Source organism: Vibrio sp. 1641, from assembly GCF_033339995.1.
Lineage (GTDB): Bacteria > Pseudomonadota > Gammaproteobacteria > Enterobacterales > Vibrionaceae > Vibrio > Vibrio alginolyticus.
On record NZ_JAWOVP010000019.1, the window covers coordinates 34,919 to 54,059 of the forward strand.

Annotated in this window: 18 protein-coding genes and 1 riboswitch; of the genes, 13 read left to right on the forward strand and 5 right to left on the reverse strand. The window is 45.3% G+C overall.

What is annotated here, in order from left to right; translation table 11 throughout:
- Window positions 1-55 precede the first annotated feature (55 nt).
- From rpoH to glpG, 3 genes are all read left to right on the forward strand, one after another.
- Entirely contained in the window at window positions 56-913 is an 858-nt protein-coding gene (rpoH, locus tag R7Z47_RS22090) for an RNA polymerase sigma factor RpoH (protein ID WP_005378693.1), read from the forward strand.
- A gap of 493 nt (window positions 914-1,406) precedes the next feature.
- Window positions 1,407-1,727, forward strand: coding sequence for a thiosulfate sulfurtransferase GlpE (gene glpE / locus R7Z47_RS22095; protein WP_005378691.1), 321 nt, complete (start codon window positions 1,407-1,409; stop codon window positions 1,725-1,727).
- A complete protein-coding gene (gene glpG, locus R7Z47_RS22100; RefSeq protein WP_262607110.1) occupies window positions 1,727-2,569 on the forward strand; it encodes a rhomboid family intramembrane serine protease GlpG in 843 nt (280 codons plus the stop codon). Before glpE ends, glpG begins: the two co-directional genes overlap by 1 nt.
- Before the next feature lie 63 nt (window positions 2,570-2,632).
- Here glpG and R7Z47_RS22105 read toward each other — a convergent pair whose 3' ends face one another.
- Window positions 2,633-3,043: a flagellar basal body-associated protein FliL gene (locus R7Z47_RS22105; protein ID WP_005378687.1), complete on the reverse strand. Its 411-nt coding sequence runs from the start codon at window positions 3,041-3,043 to the stop codon at window positions 2,633-2,635.
- A 161-nt stretch (window positions 3,044-3,204) separates the two neighbouring features.
- On the opposite strand from R7Z47_RS22105, the gene R7Z47_RS22110 reads away from it, so the two are divergent.
- Window positions 3,205-3,744: a chorismate lyase gene (locus tag R7Z47_RS22110; protein ID WP_005378686.1), complete on the forward strand. Its 540-nt coding sequence runs from the start codon at window positions 3,205-3,207 to the stop codon at window positions 3,742-3,744.
- Window positions 3,745-4,599, forward strand: coding sequence for a 4-hydroxybenzoate octaprenyltransferase (gene ubiA / locus R7Z47_RS22115; protein WP_005378684.1), 855 nt, complete (start codon window positions 3,745-3,747; stop codon window positions 4,597-4,599). It abuts the gene before it with no gap.
- Between the two features lie 64 nt (window positions 4,600-4,663).
- Here ubiA and plsB read toward each other — a convergent pair whose 3' ends face one another.
- Window positions 4,664-7,090 (reverse strand): glycerol-3-phosphate 1-O-acyltransferase PlsB, encoded by a 2,427-nt coding sequence (plsB, locus tag R7Z47_RS22120; protein ID WP_033907264.1) that lies wholly within the window; start codon window positions 7,088-7,090, stop codon window positions 4,664-4,666.
- 368 nt (window positions 7,091-7,458) lie between these two features.
- Here plsB and lexA point away from each other — a divergent pair, with 368 nt between their 5' ends.
- From lexA to dinF, 3 genes are all read left to right on the forward strand, one after another.
- The gene (lexA, locus tag R7Z47_RS22125) at window positions 7,459-8,079 is read left to right on the forward strand and encodes a transcriptional repressor LexA (protein ID WP_005378682.1); all 621 of its coding nucleotides are present in this window, start codon (window positions 7,459-7,461) and stop codon (window positions 8,077-8,079) included.
- A gap of 184 nt (window positions 8,080-8,263) precedes the next feature.
- Complete coding sequence (locus tag R7Z47_RS22130) at window positions 8,264-9,058, forward strand: class I SAM-dependent methyltransferase (protein WP_258508983.1); 795 nt, start codon at window positions 8,264-8,266, stop codon at window positions 9,056-9,058.
- 55 nt (window positions 9,059-9,113) lie between these two features.
- A complete protein-coding gene (gene dinF, locus R7Z47_RS22135; protein ID WP_005378678.1) occupies window positions 9,114-10,463 on the forward strand; it encodes an MATE family efflux transporter DinF in 1,350 nt (449 codons plus the stop codon).
- A gap of 57 nt (window positions 10,464-10,520) precedes the next feature.
- Here the strand turns inward: dinF and sthA are convergent, their stop codons facing one another.
- On the reverse strand, window positions 10,521-11,951 hold the full coding sequence (gene sthA, locus R7Z47_RS22140) for a Si-specific NAD(P)(+) transhydrogenase (RefSeq protein ID WP_186584596.1): 1,431 nt from the start codon (window positions 11,949-11,951) through the stop codon (window positions 10,521-10,523).
- Between the two features lie 263 nt (window positions 11,952-12,214).
- Between sthA and fabR the strand changes: the two genes are divergently transcribed.
- Complete coding sequence (fabR, locus tag R7Z47_RS22145) at window positions 12,215-12,856, forward strand: HTH-type transcriptional repressor FabR (RefSeq protein WP_005378632.1); 642 nt, start codon at window positions 12,215-12,217, stop codon at window positions 12,854-12,856.
- Window positions 12,856-13,221: a YijD family membrane protein gene (locus R7Z47_RS22150; RefSeq protein ID WP_005378634.1), complete on the forward strand. Its 366-nt coding sequence runs from the start codon at window positions 12,856-12,858 to the stop codon at window positions 13,219-13,221. Before fabR ends, R7Z47_RS22150 begins: the two co-directional genes overlap by 1 nt.
- 65 nt (window positions 13,222-13,286) lie before the next feature.
- Here R7Z47_RS22150 and trmA read toward each other — a convergent pair whose 3' ends face one another.
- The gene (trmA, locus tag R7Z47_RS22155; protein WP_033907263.1) at window positions 13,287-14,396 is read right to left on the reverse strand and encodes a tRNA (uridine(54)-C5)-methyltransferase TrmA; all 1,110 of its coding nucleotides are present in this window, start codon (window positions 14,394-14,396) and stop codon (window positions 13,287-13,289) included.
- A 184-nt stretch (window positions 14,397-14,580) separates the two neighbouring features.
- Window positions 14,581-14,781: riboswitch (cobalamin riboswitch) on the forward strand.
- Between the two features lie 55 nt (window positions 14,782-14,836).
- Here trmA and btuB point away from each other — a divergent pair.
- Genes btuB through murI form a run of 3 tightly spaced genes read left to right on the forward strand, consistent with a single transcriptional unit; the run spans window position 14,837 to window position 18,259 of the window.
- Complete coding sequence (btuB, locus tag R7Z47_RS22160) at window positions 14,837-16,672, forward strand: TonB-dependent vitamin B12 receptor (RefSeq protein WP_005378674.1); 1,836 nt, start codon at window positions 14,837-14,839, stop codon at window positions 16,670-16,672.
- 59 nt (window positions 16,673-16,731) lie between these two features.
- Window positions 16,732-17,424 carry an adenine nucleotide alpha hydrolase gene (locus tag R7Z47_RS22165; RefSeq protein WP_213886921.1) on the forward strand — a complete coding sequence of 231 codons (693 nt, stop codon included), beginning with the start codon at window positions 16,732-16,734 and terminating at the stop codon, window positions 17,422-17,424.
- Window positions 17,425-17,455: 31 nt separating this feature from the next.
- Window positions 17,456-18,259 carry a glutamate racemase gene (gene murI / locus R7Z47_RS22170; RefSeq protein ID WP_005389694.1) on the forward strand — a complete coding sequence of 268 codons (804 nt, stop codon included), beginning with the start codon at window positions 17,456-17,458 and terminating at the stop codon, window positions 18,257-18,259.
- On the opposite strand, the gene R7Z47_RS22175 is transcribed toward murI, so the two are convergent.
- Window positions 18,222-18,677 (reverse strand): RNA-binding protein, encoded by a 456-nt coding sequence (locus tag R7Z47_RS22175; protein ID WP_017636066.1) that lies wholly within the window; start codon window positions 18,675-18,677, stop codon window positions 18,222-18,224. The two genes, murI and R7Z47_RS22175, sit on opposite strands and share 38 nt — an antisense overlap.
- Between the last annotated feature and the right edge of the window lie 464 nt (window positions 18,678-19,141).

Here is a 19,141-nt window from a genome sequence, read left to right on the forward strand (position 1 = left end):
TATCGAAGCTAAATTGCAATGTAATGCTCCAGATCAGAGATTGATGAGGAATTGAATGACAAAAGAAGCGTATCCGATGGCTCTAGTCACGCAAGATAGCCTTGATAGCTATATTCGCTCAGTAAACAGCTACCCAATGCTGACTGCAGACGAAGAGCGTGAGCTGGCAGAACGATTACACTATAAAGGTGAGATTGAGGCTGCAAAAGGTCTAATTCTTTCGCACCTACGATTCGTTGTTCACGTTGCTCGTGGTTACTCTGGCTACGGTTTGCCGATGGCGGATCTTGTGCAAGAGGGTAACATCGGTCTAATGAAAGCCGTTAAGCGTTTTAACCCAGAAGTAGGGGTTCGCTTGGTTTCTTTTGCTGTCCACTGGATCAAAGCAGAGATCCACGAATACGTGCTACGTAACTGGCGTATCGTGAAAATTGCGACCACTAAAGCGCAACGTAAATTGTTCTTCAACCTGCGTAAGTCGAAAAAGCGCTTGGGTTGGTTTAACAACGGTGAAGTGGAAACCGTTGCGCGCGAGTTAGGTGTTGAGCCTTCTGAAGTTCGCGAGATGGAATCACGCTTAGCGGCGGTGGATTCAACCTTTGATATGCCAACTGATGAAGACGACAGTTCAAACGCTTACACAGCGCCGATGCTATACCTAGAAGACAAATCGTCTGATGTGGCCGACAACATTGAAGCCGCCAACTGGGAAATGCACACCAACAATCGCTTGGGTCATGCATTAGCGAGTTTGGATGAGCGTAGTCAGCGCATCGTGCGTTCTCGTTGGTTAGATGATGAGAAAGCAACATTGCAAGACTTAGCTGATGAGTTCGGTGTTTCTGCCGAGCGTATTCGCCAGCTAGAAAAAAATGCAATGAAGAAACTAAAGTTGGCCGTGGGTGAATTTTAATTTCCACTGCTAATTGAAAGTAAGATTTTCACAGAAAGCCGAGATCATGTGATCTCGGCTTTTTTATTGTCGATCGAAAATCGATAGCGTTTGCGATCCGGATTTTATGTGCTACCTGTGTATAACTCTGTGAAGTAATTATTTATCAACTGTTCGAAACCCGGACAAAATAAGGGATTCAAGCACTTTTCCATCTGGGGATAGTTATAGATATACACACAGTTAGATCAGGATCATCACTACATATTGTGGATCAAAAGATCCAAATACACTTTATCAACGCAATTCACAGCTTTATCCACAAATGGTTGGAATGTGTACACTTTTGAAAACCCTGATTATCCATGTGTCTAAGTTTGCCGTTGGATAGGTTACAATAGCGGCAGTATACCCAAGCAACTTCAAATATGGATTTTATGCTGTACCACGGGTGCTGATTAGTACGTTAGGTTCGAGGTTGCTTGGGTATATTAATAAGACAATGAGAAAGTAAATGGATCAGTTTAAGCATATCGATGTACAAGGTGCGCAAGCGCTGCTCGAGCAGGGTGATGCGAAGCTTGTAGATATCCGTGACCCTCAATCGTTTGCCGTTGCGCATGCGGAGTCCGCGTATCATTTAACTAACGATACGATCGTTGCGTTTATGGATGAAGTGGAGTTCGAACAACCTATTCTAGTGATGTGTTACCACGGCATTAGTAGCCAAGGTGCAGCGCAATATTTGGTTAACCAAGGCTTTGAACAGGTGTACAGTGTAGATGGTGGCTTTGAAGCCTGGCATCGAGCAGAACTACCGATAGTGAGAAGTTAATGAAGAGATTGGTAACGTTAAATAATCCACGTATGGCGCAAGCCTTTATTGATTATATGGCCTCTCGCCAAATTGACATCGAAATGATGCCAGAAGGAGATGGGCAGTTTGCGCTGTGGCTGACTGATAGCCAGCATGAAATAGAAGCGGAAGCCGAACTTAAGCAGTTCCTTGCTAATCCGTCTGATTCAAAATACAGCGCCGCCTCGTGGGACGTTGCCGATACTCGTAAGAGCACATTTCATTATTCCAACCCGAGTATCATAAGCATGGTCAAAGCGAAAGCTGGCCCCATGACTTTGCTGATCATGACAGTCTGTATCATCATCTACTTGTTACAAATGTTTGGCTTTGGCAATGGCGTGTTTAAGTTGTTGCACTTCCCGGCTTTTGAGGGGCAACAATGGCAAGTGTGGCGATGGCTAAGTCATGCGTTACTGCACTTTTCAGTAACTCACATCGTGTTTAACTTACTATGGTGGTGGCAGTTGGGTGGCGACATCGAACGTCGTCTCGGTTCCGGTAAGCTATTGCAACTCTTTGTGGTGTCGGCAGCGCTTTCAGGGGCAGGCCAGTTCTATGTTGAAGGGGCTAACTTCGGCGGCTTGTCTGGCGTGGTCTATGCACTGCTTGGTTATTTGTGGATACTGGGTTACCGCTTGCCACATTTAGGCCTTACGCTACCCAAGCCAATCATCGTCTTTATGTTGGTATGGTTAGTTCTTGGTTTTGTGCAGCCATTTATGGCGATTGCAAACACCGCTCACTTAGTTGGGCTACTGTCGGGGATGGCGATTGCGCTGTTTGATTCAGGCAAGATGAAATACCAACAGCAAGCCTAAAGCTGATGAAATGAAAAGACCGCTCAAGAGCGGTCTTTTTTTATGTTCAAAACGGATTTGGGTTTATTGATAAAGGTATTTTGTAAACAACAAATCGGCAATGATGGTTTTACCTGTTTCAGGCAAAAGCGTTTCGTTGAGGGTCGTCACTAAAGTTTTGCGCAGATCTTCTCGGCCAGAAAGGGACTTAATCGTATCTTCTGTTTGCTTACCCAATAATTCAATCACTGCATCGCGAATCAAAGGTTGGTGATGCTCAACAACTGATAAATCTTGTTGACTCATTACCATGATGTCGATGCGCACTTGCACATAACCTAACTTTTTGCCTTTGGTGTAAAAGTTAGTAGTGAGGTCAGGCTCTAGGGTAAAGTATGCCAACTTAGGTCCAGCTTCTTCCGTTTCAGCCCAACTTGGTGCGGCGAATAGTATGGTTAACGCAAAAATAATTTGGGCTATATAACGTTTGTACATATTTCTAACTTTTCTTTCTCTGGATCGCGATATTCGAATCGCTTCAGTCTTGATACAATGGGCCGTCTATAACAAATAACGGAACTTACGGTTACATACATTACTATGGACGGTAAGTTGTTGCTTTATTGTACGCATAAAGCCTCCAATTGAATACTAGTATGAATCAGCCAACATCACTCTATCTTGCTTCTTTATTGGAAGTAGAGTGGCAAAACCCCGAAGAATTCGAATTTCCAAATGAATTTGCCAAGCATTGGCTTGAAGAGCAAGGGTCTTTGTCACGTCGTTTAAAACAGCACTGCCAAGCGTTAACGGTAGAATTGCTACAAAATCAGATCGTCACTGCAGCGACATTAAAACAGGACGAAAGCCAGTTATTGTCCGAACAAGATTGCTTACTGAGAGAGGTAATTTTGTGCGGTGACAATAATAACTGGGTTATTGGGCGGACATTGATTCCTCGCTCAACCTTAGTTGATCAGCAGTATGATTTGGCTCAACAAGGGGATATCCCATTAGGATTAACAGTGTTCAGCGCAGATAACGTTGAGCGAGACTCTTTACAAATGGGATGGGTAGCCGTACCAGAAGGACGTTTGTTAGCGCGACGCTCAAGGTTGTGGATGAATCACAAACCGATGCTAGTCGCCGAGTTATTCTTATCTAATTCACCAGTTTACGCTAAGGAGACAGTGTAAATGTCCGCAGAAAAAGCCAAAGCATATTGGCAACTGATGCGCATGGATCGCCCGATTGGTTCACTGTTACTGATGTGGCCAACGATTTGGGCGCTAATTATCTCAGCCCAAGGGATGCCGAGTTGGGATGTATTCATCGTGTTTGTATTGGGGGTATTCCTAATGCGTAGTGCGGGGTGCGTGATTAATGATTTTGCAGATCGCAAAGTCGACGGCCATGTAAAGCGTACTAAGCAACGTCCACTGCCATCAGGGAAAGTGACAGCAAAAGAAGCGATTGGATTATTTTTGGTTTTGGGTATCAGCTCGTTTTTGTTAGTGCTGACCATGAACCCGCTGACGATTCAGCTATCCTTCGCTGGCATTGTGTTGGCGTTCATCTATCCATTTATGAAGCGTTACACTCATATTCCACAGCTATTTTTAGGCTTGGCTTTTAGCTGGGCGATTCCAATGGCGTGGGCTGCACAAACTGGGGAATTACCATTGATTGTTTGGTTTTTGTTCCTCATTAACGCTTTGTGGACCATTGCGTACGACACTCAATATGCGATGGTAGACCGAGATGATGATCTAAAGATTGGCATTAAATCGACGGCAATTCTGTTTGGTCGTCATGACAAGCTTATTATTGGTGTTTTGCAACTGATTACACTCGCGATGTTGGTTTGGTTAGGGCAGTTCTACCAATTGGGACAAAGTTACTACTGGACCCTTTTGATTGCAGCGTCGTTGTTTGTTTATCAGCAGCACTTAATTCGTCACCGTGAGCGTGAGTTGTGCTTTAAGGCTTTCCTTAACAACAATTATGTTGGCATGGTGATAGCGATAGGGTTACTGGTCGCATTTTGGTAAGCGAAGAAATAGAAAAAGGCATCCGATTGGATGCCTTTTTTCTTATTGGACGAAGGTAAAACGGTTACGACCGAAGTTGGTGAATACTCTCTTCGATCGTCAGTTTCACTTCTGGATAAAGCAGAGTGAACAGTAGCCGTGCAAATTGCTGCGTTTTCTTCGTGTCACAGTTACCATCGTTATCGAGGTATTTTTGCTGTTTGAGCGTATTGAACATCGCGGTAAACACACCTTTATCGAAGAATTCTGGCGCATTAATACCGTGCAAACGCCCTAAGCGCTGAGCAATATCTTGGCTCTTCTGCTCTAGGTCCGATTTACCCAGCTCAGGGTAAGCAACAAGCAAGTTCATCGCGATAGAGTAGCGTTGCAGCGTTTCAGTTATCGTTCGACCTAACAGAACCAAAGGCTGGTTGTTCGATTGATTGATCTCTAGCTTATCACCATCAAGACTAATCATTTTCTGATCGGCAAATTCATGCAGTGTTTTAACGACCAATTCATCTAACTCGTCTTCTTGGTAACTTAAGAACAGCTCTTTCTTCAAGAATGGGTAGATTTGCGCGACATTCGCTTGAATCTTGGCTACCGAAAGGTTGCGCTGACGAATGAGCATTTGGGCAATTAATGACGGCAGAGCGAACAAGTGGATGATGTTGTTGCGATAGTAGGTCATCAGGATCGATTGGCTACGGTCCAGCGAAATGATGTCACCCATGCTATCGGTTTCAATCACGAACTTATCAAGCGAAATTGCATGATCGACCAACTCCTCAGCACTTTCGGTAGGGATAGTGGAGGTGCTTGAGTACGGGTTATTTTTGAGTAGCTTTAAGTAACACTCAATCTGATTGATCAGCGAGTCACGAGAAAGTGCACGTTGACGAGAAGCAAGCAGTGCGGTTGCACACAAGGTCAACGCGTTTGCCGCCGCCGCATCGTTGATGTGCGTCATCATCTTATTAGCAAGGTCGTTCACCACAGGATTCATCCATTGTGGTTTGTTACCACCCATGCTGTCGATGTCTTTCGTCCACTCAGGAGCATGCTCGTTCAAGTATTGGTTGAGCTGAATTGGCTCACCGAAGTTCACATAGCCCAAACCAAAGTTACGCAGTTTACGCAGAGTACGCAGTACAAGCCCTGCGTTTTCTTTCTCTTTGCGTTTGCCACGCAGCTCTTTCGCGTAAGTGCCCACTTCCATTACGTGCTCGTAGCCGATGTAGACCGGCACTAGCGTTACTGGGCGGTTTAAACCACGTAGCATTGCTTGGATGGTCATAGCCAGCATACCCGTTTTCGCTTGCAGTAAGCGACCTGTACGTGAACGACCACCCTCACTGAAGTACTCGACTGAATAGCCTTTGGCAAACAGCTCAGCTAGATACTCACGGAAAATGGTTGAGTACAGTTTGTTGCCTTTAAAACTACGACGAATAAAGAACGCCCCACCACGACGGAAAAGAGGACCGGCCGGGAAGAAGTTCAAGTTAATGCCTGCCGCAATGTGCGGAGGCACCATGCCTTCATGGTATAAAACATAAGACAACAGCAGGTAGTCCATGTGACTACGGTGACACGGAACGTACACAATTTCGTGGCCGTCTTGCGCTAAACGACGCACAGTCGAGGCGTTATTGATGTGCAAACCTTGGTATAGTTTTGTCCATAACCAACTCAGGATGCGGTCGCCGTTTTTCACCAGACTATAGGAGAAGTCGGCAGCGATTTCATCCATGATGTCGTGGGCTTCTTTACGTGCCTTATCAATCGAGATGTTTTTGCTCTTGGCTTCGTCAGCAATCGCCAGTTCAATAGCTGGAGACTTTAGTAAACGAGCAAACAACACTTGGCGTTGTGGCAGGTTTGGGCCTGAAGCAGCCAGTTTCTGGCGTGAGAAGTGGATACGCGCCACGCGAGCCAGTTTGTGCGCAATTGCGCTGTCGGTACCGTGGGAGTCTGCCATATAACGCAGAGATACCACGGGACTAAAGCGAACTAAGCAGTCGCGTCCCGCCGCCATTACCGCTTTGGCTTTTTGCGGACCATTCATCGGTTGAAGGTAAGGCTTTTGGTTCTCTTCTTTACCTGGCTTACGACCCCAAAGCACGGTTGCAGGGATCATTTGAACATCCAACTCACTATCCAGCTTGTGCAGTTCCAGTAAGTCAGTGAACAGAGAAACAGAATCGGTTGGGACATCATTATCGTTGTTCATCACAGTTGGACGCGCAGCGATAAAGACGAAACGGTTCAGCGTTTTGCCATTGATTTCCAGCGGGCTGAGCGGGTCGGGTAGACCAAGGCTCATGGCTTGTTTTTGCAGTGTCAGCAAATCCACGTTCGAGCGGAACGGCAGGGCATATACAATCGGTTTAGTTAGGTCGATGTTCAGATCTTCAATCGGGTTCGACGGGATTGCGGTGCCCTTTACCAGTACCGATAAAGGTAGTTTTAGTAATGAACGTGAAAATGATTGTCCAGAAGACATAAAGTTCACAGCCTCAATAGGTATTCAAACAGGCCTAACCTTATTTCAGTTTCCGCTTTGCATGTCTTCTCTATAAAAAGAGATGAGTACGGCAATAGAAATAAGCCTAGGCGATAAAATTTAAGCGCTGCAAGGATACCAGAAACTGGTCAAACCTTTTAATTTTATTGGCTGTAAATTAGTCGAACCCCTAAGTTATTGCTTTACCTTGATTAACTGAAAAGTCGGTGTTTTAAACGAATAAAGAATGAACTTAATCGGTAAGCTGAAAGCTCCCCACAAATAAATTAAAAAACAACCAATTGGGTTTTCATTTGAGCATTTACTGGATATACTCACAGTTAACTGTATAAAAAGACAGGTGAGACATGAAGCCGTTAACGCCACGCCAACAACAAGTCTTCGATTTGATCAAAAGTAAAATCGATGACACCGGAATGCCACCAACTCGTGCAGAGATTGCGCGTGAGCTTGGCTTCCGCTCTGCGAATGCCGCAGAGGAACACCTAAAAGCGCTTGCTCGTAAGCAAGCAATTGAAATTATTCCAGGCGCTTCTCGTGGGATTCGTATCCTGCTTGAAGACGCAGCCAATGATGAGCAGGGTTTGCCTTTGATTGGTCAAGTCGCAGCGGGTGAGCCAATTCTGGCTCAAGAGCACGTAGAGGCGCACTACCAAGTCGATCCTGCGATGTTCAAACCGCAAGCGGATTTCTTACTTCGTGTAAATGGCGAGAGTATGAAAGACATCGGGATTATGGATGGCGATTTGCTCGCGGTGCATAAAACCCAAGACGTGAGAGACGGTCAAGTTGTCGTTGCGCGTGTTGATGATGATGTGACTGTGAAGCGTTTGGAGCGCAAAGGTTCAACCATATTACTGCATGCTGAGAATGAAGAGTTTGCCCCAATCCAAGTGGACTTAACGTCTCAGCACCTTACGATTGAAGGTTTAGCCGTTGGTATTATTCGTAATACCGATTGGATGTAAGTGTATTTAAGCAGCCCAGTTGATCTGGGCTGTTTTGTCTTTTCTCTTTTTCTACTTCCTCCAAAAGCTTGCTCATCATCTTGACATTGTTTGTTTTGACCAATTTATAAGCTTGATAATGTAATTGATATTCATTATCATCTTTATTAATGTCTATGTTTTCTCTCTGGCGCAGGAAATGCCCATGTCTCAGTCTAAACATCAAGTTCCTAACCATTTATTAAAGCCACTGTTATTGCGTAGCCGTGAAAGCATGGTCGACAATGGCTTGGTGTACGATCCGATAGCTGCTAAAGCGTGTTTGAGCTGTAAGATGGCGCCGGATTGTTTGAGTGGTGATATTGCGCAGAAGCAATTGCTGCACGTGACGCTGACTCAGCTTTGTGACCAGCAGGTTAACCACTTCTTACAGCAGTGTCCCGATGCCTGGATAATCAATGTCGGAGCGGGGCTGGATACCCGCTTTTATCGTTTGGATAATGGACGCTGCCATTGGATAGAGCTGGATGTGACGGAAAATTTGGTATGGCGTCAGCGCTTGTTCCACAAAAATGAACGCTATGAACATCGCTGTGGCAGTGTGGATGAAATGTCGTGGCTAGAGACGTTAGCCATTCCAGAGCAAGCACCGGTGCTCATTTTATGTGAAATGGCACTGCTCGATTGCACAGAGCGTCAAGTCGCGAAATTTATTCAAACCTTGGGTCGACATTTTGTTTCTGCTGAACTGTGTATGGTGCTGGCAGGAGATTTAACGGAAACCAAGTGGGGGCAAAAGCTTGGCTCTGATCGTTATGCTCATGGCTTTGAAGCGCCTGCAGCACAGATATTGCAATGGTTACCATGGGCACAATGGGTGAAAGCTTTCTCGCCATTCGATAGATTCTGTTCTCGTTGGAAAGCTTGGCAGCGTTGGCTTAATAAGATTCCAATGCTGAAGCATCGCCTCACGCCAGTCCTCGTTCACATCAAGTGGTAATTGGCTAGTCGTTAAGCGCTCAGGTACACTCGTCGATCTTACTGATGAGGTGCCTGTGACAAATTCAATCTTCTCTCCTTTATCTAACCCAAAAGTTCATCGCCAAGTCTTAGCTTTAGCGATACCTATGGTGCTGTCGAATATTACTGTTCCATTGCTCGGTTTGGTCGATGCTGCGGTGATTGGTCATCTAGACCACGCTTGGTATTTGGGCGGTGTTGCGTTGGGCAGCACCATGATCAGCGTGACGTTTTGGCTGCTTGGTTTTTTGCGTATGTCGACTACAGGGTTGGCGGCGCAGTCCTATGGCGGTGAAGACCGAAAGCAACTTGCCTTGGTGTTTATGCAAGGCTCACTTATGGCGCTGCTGTTTGCGTTAGTCTTCCTTATTGCCCATAACCCGATTGCTGATTTGATCTTTGGCTGGAGTGACGCCAGCGCAGAGGTAAAACACTACGGCATGCAATATTTCTCTATCCGTGTGTGGAGTGCCCCCGCTGCGCTAATGAACTTTGTGTTGTTGGGGTGGCTGCTCGGGACGCAAAATTCCAAAGCACCAATGTGGATGGTGATCATCACCAACGTGACGAATATTGCCCTCGATTTGTTGTTTGTGATTGGTTTGGGGTGGAAAGTAGAAGGCGCTGCGCTGGCATCGGTGATTGCTGACTACTCAGGCATGGGTTTTGGTCTCATGTGTGTCTGGAAAACCTGGCGAGAGAGACAATTACCATCACCTCAAAAGTTGCTAGCCAGCACTCAACACGGTTTAGGGCGCTTCGTGAAATTGAATCGCGATATTTTCTTGCGCTCTTTGTGTCTGCAAGCGGCTTTTAGCTTTATGACGTTCCAAGGTGCGAGCTTTGGTGATGAGGTTGTCGCTGCAAATGCGGTTCTGATGAGCTTCCTGATGATTATCTCGTATGGCATGGATGGCTTTGCTTACGCAATGGAGGCCATGGTCGGGAAGGCGATTGGTGCCAAAGATAGGCAACAATTGAGTGCATCGCTTGTCGGCACTTTCTTTTGGAGTTTGGTTATTTGCTTAGGACTGACCGCGCTCTTTGGTTTGGCGGGATCGCAGTTGATCGCCATGATCACTTCAATTGAGACGGTACAACAGCAAGCAGCGGTGTATCTACCTTGGCTGGTGGTGATGCCACTTGTGTCGATGTGGTGCTTTCTATTGGATGGCATTTTTGTCGGTGCAACCAAAGGCAAAGACATGCGCAATAGTATGTTTGTCGCGACCAGCAGTTTCTTCGTTGTCTTTTACTTGTTCGCCGAGTGGGAAAATCACGCGCTGTGGTTTGCAATGACGAGCTTTATGTTGATGCGGGGTATTGGTTTAGGGGTTATCTTTCTCTACCAATGGCACAAGGATACCTTCCTAGCACAATGTTGATATAAAAACAGCAGGTCCAAGCCTGCTGTTTTTCTTTCTGCTATCAAGAAGCATAGATTAGAACAAGCGGTTCAAACCATTCAACGCAGCGACACGATACGCTTCGGCCATTGTTGGATAGTTGAAGGTGGTATTGACGAAATACTCGATGTTATTCGCTGAGCCTTTTTGCTCCATAATGGCTTGACCGATGTGGATAATTTCCGCGGCACGTTCGCCAAAACAGTGAATCCCTAAAATTTCTTTGGTTTCACGATGGAACAATATCTTCAAGCTACCGATGTCTTTTCCTGCGATCTGTGCACGAGCTAGATGCTTGAACGAAGAGCGTCCTACTTCATACGGTACTTTCGCAGCTGTTAGCTCTTGCTCGGTTTTACCCACAGAGCTAATCTCTGGGATGGTGTAGATACCCGTTGGAATATCATCAATCAGATAGTTTTCTGCCTGACCTTTCGTAATGGCTTGTGCGACAAATCGCCCTTGGTCATAAGCGGCGCTTGCAAGGCTAGGGTAACCGATGACATCGCCTACAGCGTAAATGTGTTCGATATCGGTTTGGTAGTTACGGTTTACTTTTAGTTGTCCGCGAGAGTCCGCTTCCAGACCCACTGCACCCAAATTCAACTTATCGGTGTTACCTGTTCGACCATTCGCATACAACAAGCAGTCTGCCTTCATCTTCTTGCCAGATTGTAGGTGAATAATCACGCCATCTTCTGTGCCTTCGATTTTTTCATAGGTCTCATCATTACGAATTACCACACCGCTGTTCCAGAAGTGGTAAGACAGCGCATCTGACACTTCGTTATCCAAAAACTCCAACAAGCGGTCTCGGGTATTGATAAGGTCGGTTTTCACTCCAAGGCCGCGGAAGATAGAAGCGTATTCACAACCTATAACGCCCGCACCGTAAATGATGATATGGCGAGGGTCGTGTTTCAGGCTCAAAATGGAATCACTGTCGTAGATGCGCTCATGCAAGAAATCTACGTCGTTAGGCTGATACGGACGAGAACCCGTCGCGATGACAAACTTATCCGCTGAATAGATTTCTTCTGTGCCGTCGCTTTGCATTACTGCAATTGAGTAGTTATCGATAAATCGCGCGGTTCCGAACAAAAGTGTGCATGAGTTACGGTCATAAAAGCCCTGACGAAGTCGAGTTTGCTTATCAATGACCGATTTAGCATGACCTAAAATGTCAGAAAATGTTGCATGAACGCTGGTGTTGTTTCGACAAAATAGCGGGTTGCTATTAAATTCGATGATGCGGCTAACGGCATGACGCAGTGCTTTTGATGGAATAGTTCCCCAGTGAGTACAACCGCCGCCGACACTGCTTTCTTTCTCGACAATGGCAACATTCAGTCCCGCTTTGGTTAATCCCATTGCAGCCCCTTCTCCGCCAGGGCCACTACCGATTACGATCACGTCATAGTGATTAACATGCGCCATGATGCCTTCCTTGTTATATTTGCTTAACATTGCTTTAGCGCGATTTTAACTCATTTACTCTATTGGTACACGTAATGCCTGTTAGAGAGTGGAAGTGATCACGCAGAATCGACCAAAAGGGTGATTTGGTATGTTGTATGTCTATAAATTGCATCGAGAACATTGCAATTAGATGCATGCCAATAGTAACGTTCTCGGCGCTCAGAGCGAGCGAAGCAACATATCTTTCTCCGTAGGAGCAAATTGCGTTATATTGAGGCTCTTGTACCCTATAGAAAAAGAGCAAGTTAAGAATGAAATCGATGGGAATCCGCGCACAGCAAAAAGAGAAGACACGTCGATCATTGATCGATGCGGCATTTAGTCAGTTAAGTGCGGATCGCAGCTTTTCCAGCCTTAGCTTGCGAGAAGTCGCCCGAGAGGCAGGGATTGCACCGACTTCTTTTTACCGTCACTTCAAAGATATGGATGAGCTAGGCTTAACTATGGTCGATGAAGGCGGTTTGCTACTACGTCAACTGATGCGTCAGGCGCGTCAACGTATTGTGAAAGAAGGTAGCGTAATTCGTACCTCGGTCGAAACCTTTATGGAATTCATTGAAAGTAGTCCGAACGTTTTTCGTTTGTTGTTGCGTGAGCGCTCCGGCACTTCTGCTGAATTTCGTACCGCTGTTGCTCGAGAAATCCAGCATTTTGCGGCAGAATTAACCGAGTATTTAATGAGCACCGGCGTGACCAGAGAAGAGGCGTATACTCAAGCAGAAGCGTCTGTGACTTTGGTTTTCAGTTCGGGGGCTGAAGCTTTAGATTTAGATCGACGTGAGCGCGATGAACTCGCCGAGCGATTGATCATGCAATTGCGAATGATAGCCAAAGGGGCCTATTGGTATCGCAAAGAACGTGAACGTAACCGATTAAAAGGCGGGATAGAATAATGTCGAATGGAAATAAATCTGAAAAGAAAACGCTGATTTTGGCACTGGTTGCAGGTATGTGTGGTGATGCTTTGTTGTCATGGTTGACCATGAGTGAAGTATCGTTTTCAATCTTCCCATTGATTGCACTCGTACTGGCTGTACAAGCTCTTTACCAAGAGTACCTAAATAATCCGGTATCAGAAGATATCCCATTGGTTGGCTTGGCGTGTTTCTTCGTAGGTGCGTTTGGTCACTCTGCGTTTATTAAAGCGCAATACCCAGAAGCAGGCTCAAACTTCTTCGCGATCATGGTTTCAATGATCTTACTCGCATGGATTGGTAAGAAGCTAGGTTTTGTCAGCAAGAAGACTTCTGCGGAATAAGCAAACGAATCAAATTAAAAAAAGCGAGCCATTGAGCTCGCTTTTTTTTGTCTGAAGCTGGTGGACTAAGCTTTACGTTCCAATAGCACGCCAGCTTCCATGTGGTGGGTATAAGGGAATTGATCAAACAGAGCAAAACGCGTCACGTTGTGTGTTTCGCATAGAATGTCCAAGTTCTCTTTTAGAGTCTCAGGGTTACAAGAGATGTACATGATGCGCTCGTAACCTTGCACCATTTTACAAGTATCGACATCCATCCCAGCACGTGGTGGATCGACAAAAATCGTGTTGCAGTTGTAGCTCTTCAGATCCACACCTGCATCTTGTAGACGACGGAATTCACGCTTACCTTCGATCGCTTGAGTAAATTCCTCTGCCGATAGACGTAAGATTTGTACGTTATCAATCTTATTGGCGGCGATGTTGTACTGTGCAGATACCACAGATGGCTTCGCTAGCTCAGTTGCCAGTACGCGGTCGAAATTCTGTGCCAACGCCAGCGAGAAGTTACCGTTACCACAGTAAAGCTCTAGTAGGTCGCCAGTGCTTTCTTGGGTACAGTCGACCGCCCATTCCAGCATCTTCTCTGCGACTTTGCCGTTCGGCTGAGTGAAGCTGTTCTCTACTTGTTGGTAGATGTAGCTTTGACCATTTACATCGAGCTTCTCGATAACGTAGTCTCGGTCTAGGACAATCTTCATCTTACGAGCGCGACCAATGATGTTTAGGTTAAAGCCTTCATCATTTAAACGCTGTTTAAGGGCTTTCGCGTTTTCAATCCACTCTTCATCAAGTTGGCGATGGTAAAGGAGTGAAACCAGAATCTCACCACTTAGCGTCGATAGGAAATCCACTTGGAACAGTTTACGACGTAGTGAGTCGTTGTCTTTCATCGCTTCAACCAATAGCGGCATCAGGTCGTTGATCAGACGGCTTGCTGCAGGGAATTGGTCAACACGGTACTTCTCACGAGTTTCTTGGTTGAACATGATGTAGTAAAGATCTTCGCCTTCATGCCAAACACGGAACTCAGCACGCATGCGGTAGTGCTGCTCTGGTGATTCAAACACTTCCAGTTCTGGCATGTTGTATGGCGCGAACATATCCGTGAGACGTTCGACTTTTTCAGCCAGTTGTTCTTGGTAGCGTTGTGGGTTTACATCAAGAGTAGCCATGATCTTACCTTTTATGGTGCATTCAATTTAAGAGCGCAGATTTTATTCAATCTCAATAGGATGTCCAGTTTTGTACTGGAATTGATTTAAAGATAGTGCGTACAGGCAGAGTAGAAAGCAAAATCAATCAAAACGTTACAACTTCTAAGGGCAATATTGGCTGGACAAATAATCAATAGCTGAATAATATTTGCCTCAAGTTGGTGCTATCTAGCAATCTAGATGGCTGAAATGGGAATCTGGTGTGAATCCAGAACTGACGCGCAGCGGTAAAAGAGAACGAACGCTCATCAGACACTGCATTAGTTTATGTGGGAAGTCGAGCAAGTAGGCGGTACACCCGTGCTCTTGAGTCCGAATACCTGCCAACAACTGAGCCACAGCACTGGACTGTCATGATGACAGGGCTCGGAAGGAATTACGCGATTTAGGACAATACAATGAGAAAATCCGCACTGGCGATCACTTTGGCATCGCTGCTTTCACCTGTCTCTTATCTACAGGCCCAAGAAACCTCCACTGACGAAACCATCGTTGTTACGGCAAACCGTTTTGAGCAAGCCGAAAGCCGTACGTTGGCAGATGTCGAAGTAGTTACTCGACAAGACATCGATCGCATTCAAGCGAAAACCCTACCAGATGTATTGCGTCGTCTTACAGGGATTCAAGTTTCACAAAATGGTGGTCGTGGTCAGTTAGCGTCTTTATTTGTTCGTGGAACCAGTTCCGACCAAGTTTTAGTACTGGTTGATGGCGTACGTTTTGCACGAGCAGCGAAGGGCGCTGTGGACTTTAACCAAATCCCACTTACTTACGTTCAACGTATTGAGTACGTGCGTGGTGCGCGTGCGTCACTTTATGGCTCAGAAGCGATTGGTGGCGTGATCAATATCATCACCATTGCGCGTGCTGACGAAGAAGGAACGAAGTTAAGTGCGGGTTTAGGTAGTTTAGATTATCAAGAATTGAGTGTGGCATCTGGTATTAAAGTCACAGAGAGCGGCCAGCTAAATATCGCGCTTGGTAGTGAAAGTGATGATGGTTATAACGTTCGTCCTGTACCGGGAGTTAATGACGGCGATCGCCATGGCTTTGATACAAAGAATGGTCTGCTAGGTTACGTGCATAACTTCAATGATCAGTGGTCTGCATTTGGTAACCTACGTGCTTACGAAAATGTTTATCAATATGACAGCAGCTACGGCAGTCGCGGTTACTACGAAGCAGAAAAAGACGATCTTTCTGTCACTCTGGGCGGTAAGTATCAGTCTGATAATGTGATGTCAGAACTACAAGTAACAGCACAGAAACAGAAGTCTTGGAACTATGAGCAAGCAAAAGGCAAACACTCAGGTACTGAAGATGAACTTGAGCAGCAAAATGTCCAGTGGACCAACAGTTACTTGCTAAACAACAATACGACGTTGGCTGGTGGTATTGATTGGCGCAACGAGTCTTATAAAGACAAGAGTGCGAATAAAACGTTTGATCGTACCAATGGCGCTCTGTTTGGTATGGCAACCACCAGTATTGATAAAGCAATGCTTGAGGGCAGTGCTCGCCTTGATGATAACGAAGAATACGGTAGTGAGTTCACTTACAGCTTAGCGGCTGGTTACCAGTTTGTGCCAGAGTTTGGGGTTAAAGCTTCTTTTGGTACTGCGTTTAAGGCTCCAAACCTATATCAGCAGTATGACCCAACATACGGTGAGAAAGATCTGAAGCCGGAAGAGTCAGATGCTTGGGAGCTAGCATTCAGCGGTGATGTCCAAGGCGTTTTTTGGTCCGTAACGGGTTATGACTATAAAATCACGAATCTTATCGATTACCATCCAACCACATACAAATATTTGAATGTCGATGGTGAAACACATATCCAAGGTGTGGAGCTTGTTGCTGAGTTTGATACAGGGATTGTGCAGCACCAGTTGAGTGCAGATTACAAAGATGCTGAAGACGATAAAGGGCATCAGTTGCAGCGTCGCGCTAAAGAAATGTATAAGTGGAATGCTTTAGTGAGCTTCGATAAAGTGGATTGGTCGGTTAGCTATCAGTACGTCGGTAAGCGTCCAGATGTGGATTACAGCACTTGGCCTTCACAAGATATCACGCTTTCTTCTTACTCGTTGGTTGATACGGCAGTGACTTACTATCCGAATGAGTCGACCTCTATTAGCGCTCGTATCGATAATCTACTTGATGAAGAGTATGAGATGGCAAAAGGTTACCCCGCTGCAGAGCGAGCGTACTATATCAACGTTGGCTACGAATTCTAATCGTGAATGAGCACAAACCGCCTTCGGGCGGTTTTTAATATTTTGTGGTGGAAAATCGAATGAAGAAACCCAAGCGAGTGGTGATCAGTTGGTCCAGTGGTAAAGATTCGACATTAACGCTTGAGCGCCTTAACGAGAATCCAAATTATCAAGTTGTCGGTTTGTACACGACTTACGTAGGGAAAGAAGTCCCTTTCCAAGCAACTCCGCTTGAAGTCGTACAAATGCAAGCAGACTTACTTGCGCTTCCGCTCATTACTATCGAGCTACCTGAAATCTTTCCAAGTAACGACATTTATCAATCGACCATCGTTAATGCATTACAAAGTAGTGGTCTGAACATAGAAGCTGTCGCATTTGGTGATATGTTTTGTAATGGCATTGCCGATTACCGACGCAGCTATATTGAACCTGTTGGCTGGGAATGCGTCTTTCCTCTATTAGGGGACAGCAGCGAAAAACTAGCGATGGAAATCATAGAGCGTGGTATTCAAACTATGTTAATCACCATCGACGGAAGAGTTCTCCCTCCAGAATGGTGTGGTCGCTGGTATGACAAAGCCCTAATAGAGTCATTACCAAGTCAAATTGATCCCTGTGGGGAAAATGGTGAATTTCACACATTGGTCACGTCTTCGCCATCTTTTCAAGGACATATCGAGTTGACGAAGCGAGATGTAGAATCTGGAGATAGATTCAGCCATCAAAGATACCATGCTAAAGCATTGCCAAAACAAATCTACGCAGTATGATCGCAACGTTTCTGTTCTTTAGGTAAGGCTCGTGCGAGTAGCAAGTAAGAAAAAAGTCCTAGTTTTTGACTCCGGTGTTGGTGGCCTTTCTGTATTCCAAGAGATACATCGCCTATTGCCCCAGCTAGACTACTTATACTTATTCGATAATCAGGCTTACCCTTATGGTGAACTCGATCAGGCTGTACTCATTTCACGAGTTAACCAACTGGTCTCTTCATTAGTCGAAGAACACCAAGTCGACATTGTCGTCATTGCTTGCAACACGGCGAGCACCATAGTGCTTCCTTCCTTACGCGAAAATTTATCGATTCCCGTTGTTGGTGTTGTCCCTGCGATTAAACCCGCATCGCTTTTAGCATCAAAAGGGGTAGGGCTGATCGCCACTCCGGCGACAGTAACACGCCAATATACTCACGAGTTAATACGGGACTTTGCGCAAGGCAAACCAGTTGAGCTGGTGGGATCAACTCGCTTGGTAGATATGGCCGAAGAGAAGTTGCGAGGCAACAGCGTTTCTCTCGACGAACTGACAAATATCCTGCTTCCCCTTCGCGATAAAGTCGATGTTGCGGTGCTCGGTTGTACTCACTTCCCTTTAATCAAAGAGGAGATTCATCAAGCTTTGGGTGGGGACGTTACTTTAATTGATTCAGGCGCAGCGATTGCACGTCGAGTAAAAGCATTGCTATTAAGTGATGAAATTGAGGATACAGAAGAGGGAAGTAAGTCGATTTATGCCAGTGCAACTCCTTGGCAGGAAGATGCACTGAACATTTGTTTAAAGAAGCTAGGTTTTAATCCTGTTCAGGTTTACCACCATCCGGATGTTTAGGATCGTTCGCAATTCTCACTTTTAGCGTTCTCTCCATATATTCCTTTTCATTAAGTTTAGCGATAGCTGGCTTGGCATCTGCCGCAGCCATCACTACAAAACCAAACCCTCTTCTTTTTCCAGTACGCTTATCTTTCATTAAGCGTACCGCATAGACCTGTCCATATTCAGCAAACAAATCGCGAACATGACTCTCATTGGCCTTATAAGGAAGGTTGCCGACATACAGCGTTTTAGTTGAAGGATCAGGATCCGAAGATTGAAGAACAGGTGTTTTGCTAGAAAATGAAAAAAGAAAAGCAGTAGCGATAACACCAATGAGGAAGCTCAAGGCTGGTGGGATGATGAATTGAGAGAAGATGATTCCCCCAACGATGGCCAGCCCAACACATAAAATCAGATTTTTTTTAGACGTCATTTTAATTACTACACATAGTGATAAAGAGATCGATTGTCCATTAACAGAATAGACACATGAATCTTACGTATATGGTTGGTGTTTTTCCAACCAATTGCTGTGATATGTCTCAAATGTGACGAAGAAATATGCAAATATCGCACTTTTGGATAATTTGTGACCGGTTGGTTTTTTATTTGCAAAAAACGCTTGTACTAATTTCTCAACCCCCTATACTGCGCATCCACCGACACGGAGTGAGACGAAAGTCACACAGCGAGTCGAGAAGAGAGAAAAAAGAATTTGAAAAAAATGCTTGACTCTCTCACGGTGTAAAGTAAGATACGCACCCCTAACGACGAGCAACTAAGTTGCTGAAAATGTTAGAAAAGCTCTTTAAAAATAAGAACCTATCAATCTGTGTGGGCACTCGTTGATGATAATCCAATTCGATACTTCGGTATCAAATTAGGTTTCAATGAAAC